The 13,820-nt window shown below is 47.5% G+C and carries 14 protein-coding genes; 4 read left to right on the forward strand and 10 right to left on the reverse strand.

Annotated elements, in window-relative coordinates:
* Positions 1 to 7: 7 nt before the first annotated feature.
* The 3 genes from L5M28_RS18450 to L5M28_RS18460 all read right to left on the reverse strand — a co-directional run bounded on the left by L5M28_RS18450 (position 8) and on the right by L5M28_RS18460 (position 2,386).
* Positions 8 to 985, reverse strand: a complete 978-nt coding sequence (locus L5M28_RS18450; protein WP_263204142.1) for a COX15/CtaA family protein — start codon at positions 983 to 985, stop codon at positions 8 to 10.
* The gene (locus L5M28_RS18455; protein WP_263204143.1) at positions 985 to 1,530 is read right to left on the reverse strand and encodes a hypothetical protein; all 546 of its coding nucleotides are present in this window, start codon (positions 1,528 to 1,530) and stop codon (positions 985 to 987) included. The genes L5M28_RS18450 and L5M28_RS18455 overlap by 1 nt, the downstream gene beginning before the upstream one ends.
* Before the next feature lie 91 nt (positions 1,531 to 1,621).
* Positions 1,622 to 2,386 carry an SURF1 family protein gene (locus L5M28_RS18460; protein ID WP_263204149.1) on the reverse strand — a complete coding sequence of 255 codons (765 nt, stop codon included), beginning with the start codon at positions 2,384 to 2,386 and terminating at the stop codon, positions 1,622 to 1,624.
* Here L5M28_RS18460 and L5M28_RS18465 point away from each other — a divergent pair.
* Positions 2,385 to 2,603 (forward strand): DUF2909 family protein, encoded by a 219-nt coding sequence (locus L5M28_RS18465; protein WP_263182675.1) that lies wholly within the window; start codon positions 2,385 to 2,387, stop codon positions 2,601 to 2,603. The genes L5M28_RS18460 and L5M28_RS18465 overlap by 2 nt on opposite strands.
* 4 nt (positions 2,604 to 2,607) lie before the next feature.
* On the opposite strand, the gene L5M28_RS18470 is transcribed toward L5M28_RS18465, so the two are convergent.
* From L5M28_RS18470 to lexA, 6 genes are all read right to left on the reverse strand, one after another.
* Positions 2,608 to 3,483, reverse strand: a complete 876-nt coding sequence (locus L5M28_RS18470) for a cytochrome c oxidase subunit 3 (RefSeq protein ID WP_105250644.1) — start codon at positions 3,481 to 3,483, stop codon at positions 2,608 to 2,610.
* A complete protein-coding gene (locus L5M28_RS18475; protein WP_263204144.1) occupies positions 3,480 to 4,061 on the reverse strand; it encodes a cytochrome c oxidase assembly protein in 582 nt (193 codons plus the stop codon). The genes L5M28_RS18470 and L5M28_RS18475 overlap by 4 nt, the downstream gene beginning before the upstream one ends.
* 1 nt (position 4,062) lies before the next feature.
* A complete protein-coding gene (gene ctaD, locus L5M28_RS18480) occupies positions 4,063 to 5,655 on the reverse strand; it encodes a cytochrome c oxidase subunit I (RefSeq protein WP_105250642.1) in 1,593 nt (530 codons plus the stop codon).
* Positions 5,656 to 5,664: 9 nt separating this feature from the next.
* Positions 5,665 to 7,200 carry a cytochrome c oxidase subunit II gene (gene coxB, locus L5M28_RS18485; RefSeq protein ID WP_263204145.1) on the reverse strand — a complete coding sequence of 512 codons (1,536 nt, stop codon included), beginning with the start codon at positions 7,198 to 7,200 and terminating at the stop codon, positions 5,665 to 5,667.
* 403 nt (positions 7,201 to 7,603) lie between these two features.
* The gene (locus L5M28_RS18490; protein WP_263204146.1) at positions 7,604 to 8,116 is read right to left on the reverse strand and encodes a cell division inhibitor SulA; all 513 of its coding nucleotides are present in this window, start codon (positions 8,114 to 8,116) and stop codon (positions 7,604 to 7,606) included.
* On the reverse strand, positions 8,113 to 8,733 hold the full coding sequence (gene lexA, locus L5M28_RS18495) for a transcriptional repressor LexA (protein WP_105250639.1): 621 nt from the start codon (positions 8,731 to 8,733) through the stop codon (positions 8,113 to 8,115). The genes L5M28_RS18490 and lexA overlap by 4 nt, the downstream gene beginning before the upstream one ends.
* 160 nt (positions 8,734 to 8,893) lie before the next feature.
* On the opposite strand from lexA, the gene plsB reads away from it, so the two are divergent.
* From plsB to L5M28_RS18510, 3 genes are all read left to right on the forward strand, one after another.
* Positions 8,894 to 11,317 (forward strand): glycerol-3-phosphate 1-O-acyltransferase PlsB, encoded by a 2,424-nt coding sequence (gene plsB, locus L5M28_RS18500; protein ID WP_263204147.1) that lies wholly within the window; start codon positions 8,894 to 8,896, stop codon positions 11,315 to 11,317.
* Positions 11,317 to 12,573 carry a tryptophan permease gene (gene mtr / locus L5M28_RS18505; RefSeq protein WP_173497974.1) on the forward strand — a complete coding sequence of 419 codons (1,257 nt, stop codon included), beginning with the start codon at positions 11,317 to 11,319 and terminating at the stop codon, positions 12,571 to 12,573. The genes plsB and mtr overlap by 1 nt, the downstream gene beginning before the upstream one ends.
* 148 nt (positions 12,574 to 12,721) lie before the next feature.
* Positions 12,722 to 13,495 carry a VOC family protein gene (locus L5M28_RS18510; RefSeq protein ID WP_263204148.1) on the forward strand — a complete coding sequence of 258 codons (774 nt, stop codon included), beginning with the start codon at positions 12,722 to 12,724 and terminating at the stop codon, positions 13,493 to 13,495.
* 96 nt (positions 13,496 to 13,591) lie between these two features.
* On the opposite strand, the gene L5M28_RS18515 is transcribed toward L5M28_RS18510, so the two are convergent.
* A partial coding sequence (locus tag L5M28_RS18515; protein ID WP_263196414.1) for a transposase occupies positions 13,592 to 13,820 on the reverse strand: 229 nt, incomplete at its 5' end.

Below are 13,820 nucleotides of genomic sequence, written 5' to 3' on the forward strand. Positions count from 1 at the left end.
CCCTCGCTTATGCTTTGCGCCATAAAAAATAGTTGATTGCGACTAAGGTCAGCAGCAGTAATGCCGCCCCGCCGTTGTGAGACACGGCAATGCCGAGTGGTAAATGCATCACTACGTTAGAAATACCTAAGCTCACTTGCAGGATCACTAACCCTACCAATAAGAGGCTTAAGGCCCTCATCCCAGCTGCGCCAACAAATAATCGATAGGCGAGCACGAGTAATAAACTCGCGGTAACGATAGCGCCAATTCGGTGGGCGATGTGGATAGTCATACGGGCTGGGTAATCGAGCACTCCAAATTCGAAACTGTGGTGTTGGCCTTGGAATGGCGAAAAAGCTTCCGCTATTGCCAAGTTATCCACCCAGTTACCTTCGCAAATGGGTAAAGCGGTGCAGGCGAGCGCCGCATAGTTAGATGATGTCCAAGCGCCCAGCATAATCTGACCTACAAGAACGAATAGGCTCACCAGTGCCAGCGGTGCCAGATTGCGGGCATGGGTTTCGCTATTAAAGATCCGCTGTGGTCGGGTTCGCAGATAGAGGAGTAACAGCAGTGAAATCAGGCTGAAGCCACCAATAAGATGAGACATCACCACTATGGGCATGAGTTTCATGGTCACTGTCCACATGCCGAGTACCGCTTGAAAGAGGATCAATAACACTATGATGAGCGGTAATTTTTTGGGTGCTTCTGGCGTTTTCAGGCACAAAACTAAGATGAATAACACTAGTAAGCCAAGTCCGCCGGCGATATATCTGTGGATCATCTCCAGCCAGGCTTTCTCTGGATGGATATCGTGATCGGGAAAGATGGTTTGGGCATGGGCGATTTCATGGTCTTGGGTAGGCACCTTGATATGGCCGTAGCAACCCGGCCAATCGGGGCAGCCTAGACCTGCATCCGATAGGCGAGTGTAAGCACCCATTAAAATCACTAATAGGGTAAAGACTAAGGTTAAGCGTAGAACCCAAGTTAGCTGCATCAATCTACCCTCGACAGTTTTAACAACTTACGCAGATCCGCAATCAAGGCCTTGCCTTGAGCTAAATGCGCTTCTCTACCCTGCACTTGGGGATAGCGCAGCACTAAGCTGCCTAAGGGATCGACTATGATCAACTGCTGTTCATCTAGCCAGTGGCTTAAGCCAGCATTGGCGGGACGTGTGTTGAAGTTAAAGGCGCTTAAAGCATTAAGATCGCTGTCGGGATGAGTGAGAATGAGTGGTTCGACTCGCGCCTGATCTGGCCCTAGCGCAGTGTGGCTTTGGCGTAAAATATACAGACGTTCGCGACAAGCATCATCGCATTGGGCGGGCAGTAAATACAGCAGTTGCCATTCTTTGGGATTGGGATTTTCAACCCCAAGGCTGGCATAACTGGTCTCAGGATTGATCAGCTCGCCATGATTAGTGGCGCCGCCGTGGTATAAATTCAGGCTCAGCACTAGCTTGGCTATCACCACGGGCGCGATAAACGCCAGCAACAACAAGCCCAATGCTTTGTGTTTAGATTTATTCTGGGAGTTCATGCTTGCTCCTCTCATTCAAATTATCCCTAATTTATTGTTTTATATTTATTTAGTTTTTATTTGTGTCTTGCTAAGTATGGTACGAATTTCCCTACTCGCTCCTTGAGTTTGCGATTGTTTCGGCACTCTGGCGTTTTACATATTTAACCCCTTGCCACAACATGAGCCCAGCAAACACGGCTGCCATCGAAAACCACTGCAGCGCATAACCCCAATGTTTTTGCGCCGGCAGTGGGAAGGGTTGCCAAGGATGCGGCAAGGCGAGGGCGGGTAGCGTATCCGGTTGTAGCACTGCATCTAGCAAAGGGTGGCCTAACATCTGCGCCATTTCCGGTATATTCAAATTCTGAAAGCGAACACTTGTCCCCGTTTCTGCCATTAAAGCTTGGCTCAAGGGATTGATTTGCTTTTGATAAAGCCTGCCTTCGATATTTAATGCCCCGCTTAGGGGAGTGATGTGGGGCAACTCATCCCGATGGGAGCCTGCGGCAACAAAGCCTAACTCGACCAGCAACCAAGGTTTTTCAACTTCTACTTGCAATGGTTGGAAGGCTAAATAGCCCACTTGACCTTGATAGATTTGATTATCCAGTAGCCAGATTTGTGAGCTTGCGGGAGTGGCGCGTACTTGCAGTCGATAACCCGTTACGCCTTCTTTGCTGACCTTGAGCTGGAGCTGCTCAAAACTTAATGGCAGCAAAGCTTGCCTTGCTTCCATTTGGGCTAAAAGCGTCGTTTTATCTTCACCACGGGCTAACTGCCATAAACCCAACTTGACCAATATAGTTAATACAGCCACAGTCAATATCAGTAGAAAAACCGTTAATTTATTCAGCAGAACATGAGGATATTGTATGAATAGCCTGTTCATTTTTAAGTTGGTCTTAGTTCTGCTGTTGCTATTCATCATTTTTAATCTAGGTCGCGCCTTGTTTATTATGGGGAAAGGTGATGAAAAAGTGTCTATGAGCCGTTATCTTGGGCGGCGAGTGATTTTCTCCGTGCTCGTTATCCTGTTATTGCTGGTGGCCTTAGGGACTGGGTTAATTAGCCCCAATCCCACGCCTTACTAAAGCACTAGAGAACGTAAACGAAAATAAACAGACACAGCCAGACCACATCCACAAAGTGCCAATACCAACTCCCCGCTTGGAACGCAAAATGTTTATCTGCGCTAAAGTGCCCCTTCAACACTCTGAAAAACAACACGAATAAAAAGAGAGTCCCCAGAGTGACATGCATGCCGTGAAAGCCAGTTAACAGGAAGAAGGTGTTGCCATAAATCCCAGAGGTCAGAGTGAGTCCCATTTCCCGGTAGGCATGCATATATTCTTCTGCCTGTAAGGCAAGGAAACCCATACCCAAGAGTATGGTGATACCGAGCCAGAGAGTAATGGCAGAACGTTTACCTTTTTCTAGGCTGACATGGGCGAAATGTAAGGTAACTGAGGAGGTTAGCAGTACGATAGTGTTGATTAATGGCAGTCCAGTCCATGGCATAGCTTGGGTTTTAGTGCCATCTGGCGTAGTTATGAGCGGCCAAATAGCTTCAAACTGAGGCCAGAGTACTTCGTGGGTCATGGCATTATTCGATGCGCCACCGAGCCAAGGCACTGCGAACATGCGGGCATAAAATAGTGCCCCGAAAAAAGCCCCGAAAAACATGACTTCCGAAAAAATAAACCAGCTCATACCTTGGCGAAACGATCGATCCATTTGGCTAGAATAGAGCCCTGCCATCGACTCTTGGATCACGGTTCTAAACCAACCCACCAGCATGAATAGGATCACCGCTATCCCAACCAGCAGCACATAACCGCCACCGGATGCACCTGATTTCAACTGTTGCACGAAAAGGCCTGCACCAGAGGCGATTAAGAACAAGCCAATGGCACCTACAATAGGCCAGACACTTTGGGATGGAACGTAGTAAGACTGATGTTTCGTTGTCATTTTGCAGCTCCTTGCTCTATGGCAGACGCTAACTGCTTGTCGGTAATGTCGTAGAGAGTGTAAGAGAGGGTCAGAGTATGGATAGACTCAGGTAACTGAGGATCCACATAGAAAATGAGCGGCAGCTCAGCGCTAGTGTCCGCCGCTAAGGGTTGTTGATTAAAGCAAAAGCATTCTGTTTTATTAAAATAAGCGGCACCTTGGCCGGGCGAAACTGAAGGTATCGCTTGGCCAATAGTTGCTTTAGCGGACATATTGCGCGCCAAAAATGCCGTATGGATTAGCTCGCCAGGGTGAACTTCGAGCCGTTTGGTTTGTGGCGCAAATGTCCATGGCATGCCTGTTTGTACCTGAGAAATAAATTCCACAGTCACTATTCGGCTTGTATCTACTGTGATTGCTTGATAACTACTCGCGGTATTGGAGGGTTTTCCATTGATACCGAGTTGCTCGCACAACACATCGTAGAGCGGCACCAGCGCGAATCCAAAGCCAAACATGCCAATACAGCCTATAACTAATATGCTGATAAGTTTACGATTTGACTTAGATTTATCTTGCTGGTGTTGGGTTGCCATTTCATTTCACCTCAGGTGGTGTCGTGAAGGAGTGGTAAGGCGCAGGGCTTGGCAATGTCCACTCTAAACCCTCGGAACCTTCCCAAGGTTTAGCGGGAGCTTTTTCGCCGCCACGGATGCACTTAATTACTAATACTAAGAAAATCAATTGCGATAAGCCGAAGGCGAACCCACCAATCGAGACGATTTGATTAACATCGGCAAATTGAATCGAGTAGTCAGGAATACGCCTTGGCATTCCTGCCAGCCCAAGGAAATGCATCGGGAAAAATAGCACATTGACTGAAATCACCGAGCACCAGAAATGCCATTGTCCCAGTCGTTCGTTGTACATGTGTCCCGTCCACTTAGGTAGCCAGTAATAGGCCGCAGCCATGATGGAGAAAATCGCACCAGTCACGAGCACATAATGGAAATGTGCCACAACAAAATAAGTATCGTGGTACTGGAAGTCGGCGGGTGTAATGGCGAGCATTAATCCCGAAAAACCGCCAATAGTGAAGAGTATGATAAAGGCTACAGCAAACAGCATGGGCGTTTCGAAACTGAGTGAGCCGCGCCACATAGTGGCAACCCAGTTAAACACTTTCACCCCAGTTGGCACTGCAATCAACATAGTGCAATACATGAAAAACAGCTCGGCAAACACTGGCATACCTGTGGTGAACATATGGTGCGCCCACACGAGGAACGACAGAATTGCAATACTAGCGGTAGCATAAACCATGGATGCATAGCCAAATAAGGGTTTACGACTGAAGGCGGGCACTATGGCAGAGATGATGCCAAAGGACGGCAAGATCATGATGTAAACTTCAGGGTGGCCGAAGAACCAGAAAATATGCTGGAACATCACAGGATCGCCGCCGCCAGCCGCATCGAAGAAACTCGTGCCGAAAAACTTATCGGTCAGCACCATAGTCACTGCGCCCGCGAGTACGGGCATAACCGCGATCAGTAGGAATGCCGTGATAAGCCAAGTCCACACAAATAATGGTAACTTCATCCATGTCATGCCTGGCGCGCGTAAATTCACTATGGTCACAATCACGTTGATTGCGCCCATGATCGAACTTATCCCCATGATGTGAATAGAAAATACAAAGAGCGCCGTGCTATCTGGACTATAAGTGGTAGACAGTGGCGCGTAGAAGGTCCAACCAAAGTTAGGTCCGCCACCTTCCATAAATAGCGAACTGAGAAGGATAGTGAAGGCGAAGGGGAGTATCCAAAAACTCCAGTTATTCATCCGTGGCAGCGCCATATCAGGCGCCCCTATCATCATAGGGATCAGCCAGTTAGCTAGCCCTGTAAAGGCCGGCATTACCGCGCCGAATACCATGATCAACCCATGAACAGTTGTCATTTGGTTGAAAAAGTTGGGCTCGACCAATTGTAATCCAGGTTGAAAGAGTTCAGCGCGGATCACCATGGCCATAGCGCCACCGGTTAAGAACATAATGAAGCTGAACCATAAATACAAAGTACCTATGTCTTTATGGTTGGTGGTTAGCAGCCAGCGCATAATGCCCTTTGGCGCACCATGATGATGGTCATCATGGGCTGCGGTTTGATCTTGAGTCGTAGTGCTCATCATTATCCCCTACTGTCCATGACTTGCGATATCAGCAGGTTGCACTGTATCGCCGGTATTGTTACCCCAAGCATTGCGTTCATAGGTAATGACTGCTGCAAGTTGCTGTGGGCTAAGCTGTTTGCCAAATGCCTGCATAGCCGTGCCCGTTTTGCCGTGCATCACAATATCGATGTGATTGGCGACTGGTCCAATGGCGATAGCACTACCCACTAGCGCGGGGAAGGCGGGTGGTATTCCTGCACCTGTCACTTGATGGCAGGCAGCACAGAAGGTCGCGTAGACAGTTTCACCTTCGGCCATGAGGGCGTCATGGCTGAGTGTGGGGAGGCTTGCGGGATCGACTGCAGCTGAGACGTCTGTTGCAGGTGCGGGTGTTGGGGTTGTACTGCTTGGTACCGCGGCGGATGTTTGTGCAGAACTGCCGTTCATGTACTCGTTGACGTCTTTGGCTTGCACTGCATCGCCAGTATTATTGCCCCAAGCATTACGCTCGTAGGTAGTCACTGCCGCGATTTCTTGTGCAGTCAATTGCTTACTAAACGCTTGCATGGCTGTACCCGTTTTACCGTTGAGCACAATTTCAAGGTGAGCGCTGAGTGGTCCTGTTGCAATCGGGCTACCTTTAAGGTGCGGAAATACGCCTTGCAACCCTTCGCCATTGGGCTGGTGGCAGGCTGCGCAGTGCCCGAGGTAAACTTGTTCGCCTAGAGTCATCAACTCTTCTTTACTTAGGATTTGTGATAAAGCGGCTTGAGCGGCTTCAGCCGCAGCACCTGCGGCTTGTTTCTGCTCTGTTACCCAAGCCTCAAACTCGGCTTCGGGTAACGCTTGTACTACGATAGGCATAAAACCATGGTCTTTACCGCAGAGCTCGGCGCATTGACCACGGTAAATGCCGGGTTTGTCGATGCGAGTCCAAGCTTCATTGATAAATCCTGGATTGGCATCTTTCTTAATGGCAAAGGCGGGTACCCACCAAGAATGGATGACATCCTCTGAAGTCATCAGAAAGCGGATTTTGCGGTTTATCGGTAGAACGAGCGGTTTATCGACTTCCAATAGATAGTTTTCACCCTTGGTTTCGGTGCCTTCGATTTGTGCTCTGGGTGTTGTCAGTATGCTATAAAAATCAATATCTTGATCGAAATAGCTGTAATGCCATTTCCATTGGGACCCCGTAACTTTTACGGTGAGATCGGCGTTGCTGGGATCTTCCATTGCGATTAAAGTTTTTGTCGCTGGAATCGCCATTAAGATCAAAATGATAAATGGCAGAATCGTCCAAGCGATTTCAACTTTAGTGCTTTCGTGAAAGTGGGACGCGACAGCGCCTTTGGATTTTCTGTGGTTGATCATGGCGTAAATCATGACGCCAAAGACCACTAGGCCTATTGCGCAGCAGATATACAAGATGGTCATGTGCAAGTGATAAACCTTGCCACTGATCTCGGTCACGCCAGGGGTCATGTTGAACCGCATGTCCGCGGCGGTCAACGGTGGTGCGAAAAGCACCACGAGTAAACAATACAACAATTGCTTCACAAGACTTCTCCTCTGCCAATTGCGAATAGCAACTACAAAGAAGAGCAACACAGTAAGTCTCAACTCTATGCAAACTCTTCAGTTCCCAAAAAAGCTTTTTTGACTTCAACGTGCGTTGGCGGCTGTTACTTTTAATCAAGTATTGTTACTGCTGGTAATTAGCCACGCTGGCACATACTGCTGAAATAAATCTGTTCTCTATTTTTAGTGGCGCTTCGAGTTCGATAAATACTCGATTCATTGACCACGGTGGGTGATATATCATCACCAACTTAACCAACCATACTTGCTGTTTAAATATTGATCAAGATCACTTATTTATCTAATTATCTGAAAAATTGCCAAAAAAAAGCCTCACATTCATAGGTGAGGCGGCTTTCAAGGTAAAAAATTAAATGAATATTTAGTGTACAGCGCTAAAAAAAGATTGCTGACCGAAGAGATTGCCTTGCTCAATACGTACGTCTGCATGTAAGTGACTGTTTACGTCTTCAAGCACTATGCCCATAGCTCTGGCACTTTTAGCCACGATTTGTAGGCGTCGATTATCCCGCGCATCCAATGATTGAGTCCAAGTAATGACTGCACTGGACGTACCACTTGTCAGGGCTTTTTCCATCGCCCACAGGGTTTCGACTTCATCTTTAGCATGTACCAGCAAAACTCTATCCATACGCACACCTGCGCTGGCGAGCATTTGCTTGTAGCCAATACTTGGAGGGTTGATGAGCACTAACCAACGGCCCTGTTGGCTTAACTGAGCGAGTTGTGCACTCAGATGAATTAATTCGTGGCGACCTTGAGTCTTGGTTGGCATACAGGCGATAGGCGCATGGTGCCAGTCATAGTCGGCATCACGGACTTCATCGAGCCACAAGCCCGGATGGCGGGGGGCATTGCCAAGTAGTTTATTCATAGCCAATCTCCATTACGGATCACACCGACGGCGAGTCCTTCAATTGTTAAACTTTGGAAGCCTAAATCCACTTTAATCGGGGAGTAATCTTCATTTTCGGCATGTAGATAGACTACATTACCTTTTTTTTCGAAACGTTTAACAGTGACATCGTCATCGACTCTAGCGACAACCACTTGACCATTTCTAGCTTGTTCTACTTTATGAACTGCCAGCAAATCACCTTCGAGAATGCCGATATTTTTCATGCTGTCGCCTTTTACTCGCAGTAAAAAATCGGCGGCGGGATGGAACATGCTTGGGTCGACTTGGTAGTACTGTTCAACATGTTCTTGGGCGAGGATAGGTTCACCCGCGGCCACTTGGCCGATGAGCGGTAAACCTGTTTCAGTCAAATCTTCGATTTCCGCAGGCAGACGAATGCCCCGAGATGTGCCTGGCATGATCTCAATGCAGCCCTTTTTCGCCAACGCTTTAAGGTGTTCTTCAGCCGCATTGGCGCTCTTAAAACCTAAACGGGTTGCGATTTCTGCCCGAGTGGGTGGCATGCCAGTATCGGCAATATTTCGTTTAATTAGCTCTAAAATTTCAGCTTGGCGTGGCGTCAAAGGTCTCATGGTGTTTCCTGTTTTTCTATACAGTTACTGTTAGTATATACAGTATTATTTGCAGCGCAAGTATTAACCACTTTTTAGCTATGTTGGAGAGAATTAGCGAATATTGCCCATAGTCTGGTATTCTATCGGGCTAGTAAACGCACTTAATTGCATAAGAATAATGCCTAAACACGACTCTCTTTGGTTGAAATCATTACGTTGGATCCAAAAACACTTAGTGCACACTATTGTGGTGCCTCAGGATCCCTTTGCCGATCTGAATCTGGATGCTTCCAGACCCCTTGTTTATGTGATGAAAACAGAATCCCTCAGTGACATAGCTGCTTTGAGCGAAATAACGGCTAAGTTAGGTTTACCAAGCCCTTATGAGCCTCTAGTGGCTAATGGTGTGACTGCGCCTCGGGTTGTCTGTCTTCAAGGACGTAAGCCACTGTTTGGCGAGCGTGCTGGTAATGAGCCTTTCCTCGAATGCTTTATGCGTTTGTTAGCCGTGCATAAGGAACGTCCTGAATTGGATATTCAACTGGTGCCCGTGAGTTTGTATTGGGGTCGCACGCCAGGGAAAGAAGACGACACTATGAAGGCGGCCGTATTTGAGCGGGAAAACCCGACTTGGCTGCGCAAGTGCTTGATGATTTTGTTCTTAGGTCGACATAACTTCGTGCAGTTTTCGAATGCCGTATCCCTGCGTTACATGGCAGACGAACATGGTACCGACATGGGGATTGCCCATAAGTTAGCACGGGTTGCACGCGTGCATTTCCGTCGTCAACGTAAGGTAATGACAGGGCCTGTGCTGCCAAACCGCCAAGCATTATTTCATTCGCTGCTCAAATCTGAGTCGTTGCGTAAAGCGATTCAAGAAGAAGCGGCCAACAAAAAGATTTCTGAGACCCAAGCGCGCGAGACGGCCATTGAGTATCTCGATGAAATTGCTGCCGATTACTCAGATAGTTTAGTGCGTATTGCTGAGCGTTTCTTAACTTGGCTGTGGAACAAGCTTTACAGCGGGATCAACATTAAAGGCGCCGAGCAAGTTCGGCAGTTGCACCATGATGGCCACGAGATTGTTTATGTGCCTTGCCATCGCAGCCACATGGATTACCTGCTGTTATCGTATATTTTGTATTATCAAGGCATGGTTCCGCCGCACATTGCTGCCGGCATTAACCTCAATTTCTGGCCCGCGGGACCTATGTTCCGTCGCGGTGGTGCCTTCTTCATCCGCCGTAGTTTTAATGGTAACAAGCTGTACACCGCAGTATTTCGTGAGTATTTAGATCAGCTGTTTGCTAAAGGTTATTCAGTGGAATACTTCTCCGAAGGTGGCCGTTCACGTACTGGCCGTCTGTTGGCGCCGAAAACTGGCATGATCGCCATGACGATGAACAGCGTACTGCGCGGTATTGAACGTCCTGTCACACTTGTGCCTGTGTATTTAGGCTATGACCATGTGATGGAAGTGGCGACTTACCATAAAGAGTTAAGCGGTAAGAAAAAGAAAAAAGAATCTGTGTGGCAGGTGTTCGGTGCCATTCGCAAATTAGGTAATTTTGGCCAAGGTTATGTGAATTTTGGCGAGCCTATTACCCTGCAAAATTTCTTAAATGAGCGTGCGCCAAACTGGCGTGCTGAGTTGGCCGATGATCCCGAGCAGAAACCAAGTTGGTTAACGCCAGCGGTAAACGTGCTGGCTAATCGGGTGATGACGCGTATCAATGATGCCGCAGCCGCGAGTTCGGTGACTTTGACCAGCTTAGTTTTGCTGGCGACAGATCAAAACGCCTTAGAACGTAGTCTGCTGGAGCGTCAGCTTGATTTGTATCTGACCCTACTCAAAAAAGTGCCTTACACTTCTTATACATCTGTTGCCGAAGGTGATGGTAAGCATTTAGTGCAGCAAGGTTTAGAGCTGAACAAGTTTGTTGTTAGTGCCGATCCTTTAGGGGAAATAGTGTCTATTGAAGCGAGTCAGGCTGTGTCTATGACTTACTATCGTAACAATATCATTCACTTATTTATCGTGCCGTCATTAATTGCGAGTTGTTTAACCCACAATGAACAGATCCCGCGCCAGCAAGTCGTTTCAATCGTTGCCGATTTTTATCCACTGCTGAAAGCCGAACTCTTCATGGGAATTAAAGACTTACCAGCCTATGTTGAGCAAGTGTTGGATTTCCTGATTGGGCAAGGTTTAGTGGTTGAGACAGATACTTTAGCTGTCGTGCCTGAGCACTCAAGCCAATTATTATTGTTAGCCAGTTCAGTGAGCGAGACTCTGCAACGCTACGCTATTATTTTCAATCTGTTAGCGAACAGACCTAAGATGGAGCGCTCAGAACTTGAGTCTGAGAGCCATTTACTTGCCCAGCGTTTAGGGGCTTTACATGGCATTACCGCGCCTGAGTTCTACGATAAAAAACTCTACGGTACTTTGAGCGTGAAGCTCAAAGAATTGGGATATCTGGCGGATAGTGAAGATAAGTCCAATATCAATCGCATACGAGATCAGGCCAATAGCTTATTACGTCCGTCAGTGAGACAAACGATAGTGGCAAGTGTCACCGCGGAGCACACAGTTTAATGGCAAATCATATGAATGCGGCTAAGCATAAGCCCGCAGGTAAGTCCTTGCTTGGTGGTGCCATGATTATTGCTGGCACGACCGTAGGTGCTGGGATGTTTTCTCTGCCCGTAGTCGGTGCAGGTATGTGGTTTGGCTATTCGATTTTAATGTTATTGGGTATTTGGTTTTGCATGTTGATGTCGGGTTTATTGTTGCTCGAAACCAATTTACATTTCGAACCCGGTGCTAGCTTCGATACCTTAAGCAAGCAAACTCTTGGGCAGTTTTGGCGGATAGTGAACGGCGTTTCTATCGCTTTCGTGTTGTATATTTTGACCTATGCCTATATCAGCGGCGGTGGTTCGATTGTGAATCACAGCTTGCAGGGCATGGGAATTGAGTTACCGCAAAGTGTGGCTGGGCTGGTGTTTGCCATAGTATTGGCGAGCATAGTGTTGATCAGCACTAAGGCTGTGGATCGGATTACCACGATTATGCTCGGCGGTATGATCATTACCTTCTTCCTCGCGATCGGCAATTTATTGATCGAAATTGATGTGACTAAGTTGCTCGAACCCGATGGTAATAACAGCTTTTCACCTTATCTGTGGGCGGCGCTGCCCTTTGGTCTCGCCAGTTTTGGTTACCATGGTAACGTTCCCAGCTTAGTGAAGTATTACGGCAAAGATTCCTCCACCATTATCAAGGCGATTTTCGTCGGCACCTTTATCGCGCTGGTGATTTATGCCTGTTGGTTAGTGGCGACTATGGGCAATATTCCCCGCAGCCAGTTTATCGACATTATTGCCCAAGGCGGCAATATGGGTGTGTTGGTGGGCGCTTTGTCTGAGGTGATGGCGAGTAGCTGGTTAAACAGTATGTTGACCTTGTTTGCCAACTTGGCTGTGGCTTCATCTTTCTTAGGGGTGACCTTAGGTCTGTTCGATTATCTTGCCGATTTGTTTGGTTTTGATGATTCACGCTCTGGCCGAATGAAAACCGCGTTAGTGACCTTTGTGCCGCCAACGATTTTAGGATTACTGTTTCCCGATGGCTTCTTAGTAGCGATTGGCTTTGCGGCATTAGCGGCAACTGTGTGGGCGGTAATCGTCCCGGCGCTGATGGCCTATAAATCGCGGCAGTTGTTCCCCGATAGCACAGGTTTTAGAGTGATAGGCGGTACACCGCTGATTATTCTTGTGGTGTTATTTGGCATAGTCACAGGTGCATGTCATCTGCTCGCGATGGCAAATTTACTGCCGCAATATTCCTAATTTGTTGTGATGATTTAAGCCCTCCATGTGAGGGCTTTTTTGTCTTTAGCGGTTGAGTTTTGTCTTACAGATCTTTTTAACCTGAATACTGGACAGAAATACAAACTCAGGCTTAACTCGAATGATTGTTAAAACAAAGGAGCCGATAATGAAAATGACTCAGTACGCACAAGGACATGCATGTTGGGTTGAACTTGCAAGCCATGATTGGCAGGGAGCTACAGCATTTTACCAAGCGTTATTTGGTTGGAACTCGGTCGAAATGCCGATCCCCGAAGGTCACTTTTCGCTATTTAATTTAGCGGGAGATGACTTAGGCGCCATGTATCAAATCCCTGAGTTAGAAGCACATATTCCCAGCCACTGGCGTATCTACTTTGCCGTCGATGATATCGATGCCAGCATTGCAGCGATTCAAGCGGCGGGCGGCCAAGTGCACATGGGGCCGCATATTGTGGGTGATGCGGGCGTGATGGCGCAGGTGAGCGATCCTGAAGGCGCACGTTTTGCCTTATGGCAAGCGAAGAACCACATAGGTGCTCGCCGTCAGGGTGAACTCAATACCCTTTGCTGGGTTGAGCTGGCTTGCAAAGAGCCGCGTACTGAAGAAGCCTTTTACTGCAAAATCTTCCCTTGGACCAACATGCCAAGTGACATGCCTGACATTGAATACTCAGAATGGCAGCTTGATGGTCAATCCATCGGCGGTATGATGACGATAATGCCCGAATGGGGTGATATTTCTCCCCATTGGTTGCTCTATTTTGTGGTGGCGGATTGCGATGCGTTTGCTGAGAAGGCCCAAGTCTTAGGTGCACAAGTGTGCATTCCGCCTAGTGATATCCCTGATGTGGGACGATTTTCTGTCATTGCTGACGCCCAAGGCGCTACCTTTGCGGTGATCAAGCTTAATCAAATGTGACTGCCATATTAAGGACTGTCATTAAGGTTAAAAACGGCGACGCTAAATCGCCGTTTTTATTTGTCTAACTATTTGTTTAATTAACCTGAGATCGGTTTAACAAGCCATAACTGTAATAGCATTAAACTCTGCGTTAGTGAGGTTCAGTTGTGGCTTATTGTCTTTCAATTGATAGGCGATGAGTCCGGCAATCATATTTAGCATAAAACCATGCACGCTGCGGTGTCTAGAGTGTTCTATTTGAGAGATATTTTTTAACTGGTCGTTGATGGTTTCTATGATGAAACGTCTCGACAGCATCGCTCTATCCCACAACAACATTGCC

This window comes from Shewanella sp. SW32 (genome assembly GCF_025653365.1).
GTDB lineage: Bacteria > Pseudomonadota > Gammaproteobacteria > Enterobacterales > Shewanellaceae > Shewanella > Shewanella oncorhynchi.

What these genes read in the sequence shown, in the direction of transcription:
- L5M28_RS18510 (WP_263204148.1), top strand. Translation starts at nt 12,722, where the DNA reads ATGAAAATGACTCAGTACGCACAAGGACATGCATGTTGGGTTGAACTT.
- plsB (WP_263204147.1), top strand. Translation starts at nt 8,894, where the DNA reads ATGCCTAAACACGACTCTCTTTGGTTGAAATCATTACGTTGGATCCAA.
- L5M28_RS18465 (WP_263182675.1), top strand. Translation starts at nt 2,385, where the DNA reads ATGAATAGCCTGTTCATTTTTAAGTTGGTCTTAGTTCTGCTGTTGCTA.
- ctaD (WP_105250642.1), bottom strand. Translation starts at nt 5,655, where the DNA reads ATGAGCACTACGACTCAAGATCAAACCGCAGCCCATGATGACCATCAT.
- L5M28_RS18455 (WP_263204143.1), bottom strand. Translation starts at nt 1,530, where the DNA reads ATGAACTCCCAGAATAAATCTAAACACAAAGCATTGGGCTTGTTGTTG.
- L5M28_RS18490 (WP_263204146.1), bottom strand. Translation starts at nt 8,116, where the DNA reads ATGAATAAACTACTTGGCAATGCCCCCCGCCATCCGGGCTTGTGGCTC.
- mtr (WP_173497974.1), top strand. Translation starts at nt 11,317, where the DNA reads ATGGCAAATCATATGAATGCGGCTAAGCATAAGCCCGCAGGTAAGTCC.
- lexA (WP_105250639.1), bottom strand. Translation starts at nt 8,733, where the DNA reads ATGAGACCTTTGACGCCACGCCAAGCTGAAATTTTAGAGCTAATTAAA.
- L5M28_RS18450 (WP_263204142.1), bottom strand. Translation starts at nt 985, where the DNA reads ATGCAGCTAACTTGGGTTCTACGCTTAACCTTAGTCTTTACCCTATTA.
- L5M28_RS18470 (WP_105250644.1), bottom strand. Translation starts at nt 3,483, where the DNA reads ATGACAACGAAACATCAGTCTTACTACGTTCCATCCCAAAGTGTCTGG.
- L5M28_RS18475 (WP_263204144.1), bottom strand. Translation starts at nt 4,061, where the DNA reads ATGGCAACCCAACACCAGCAAGATAAATCTAAGTCAAATCGTAAACTT.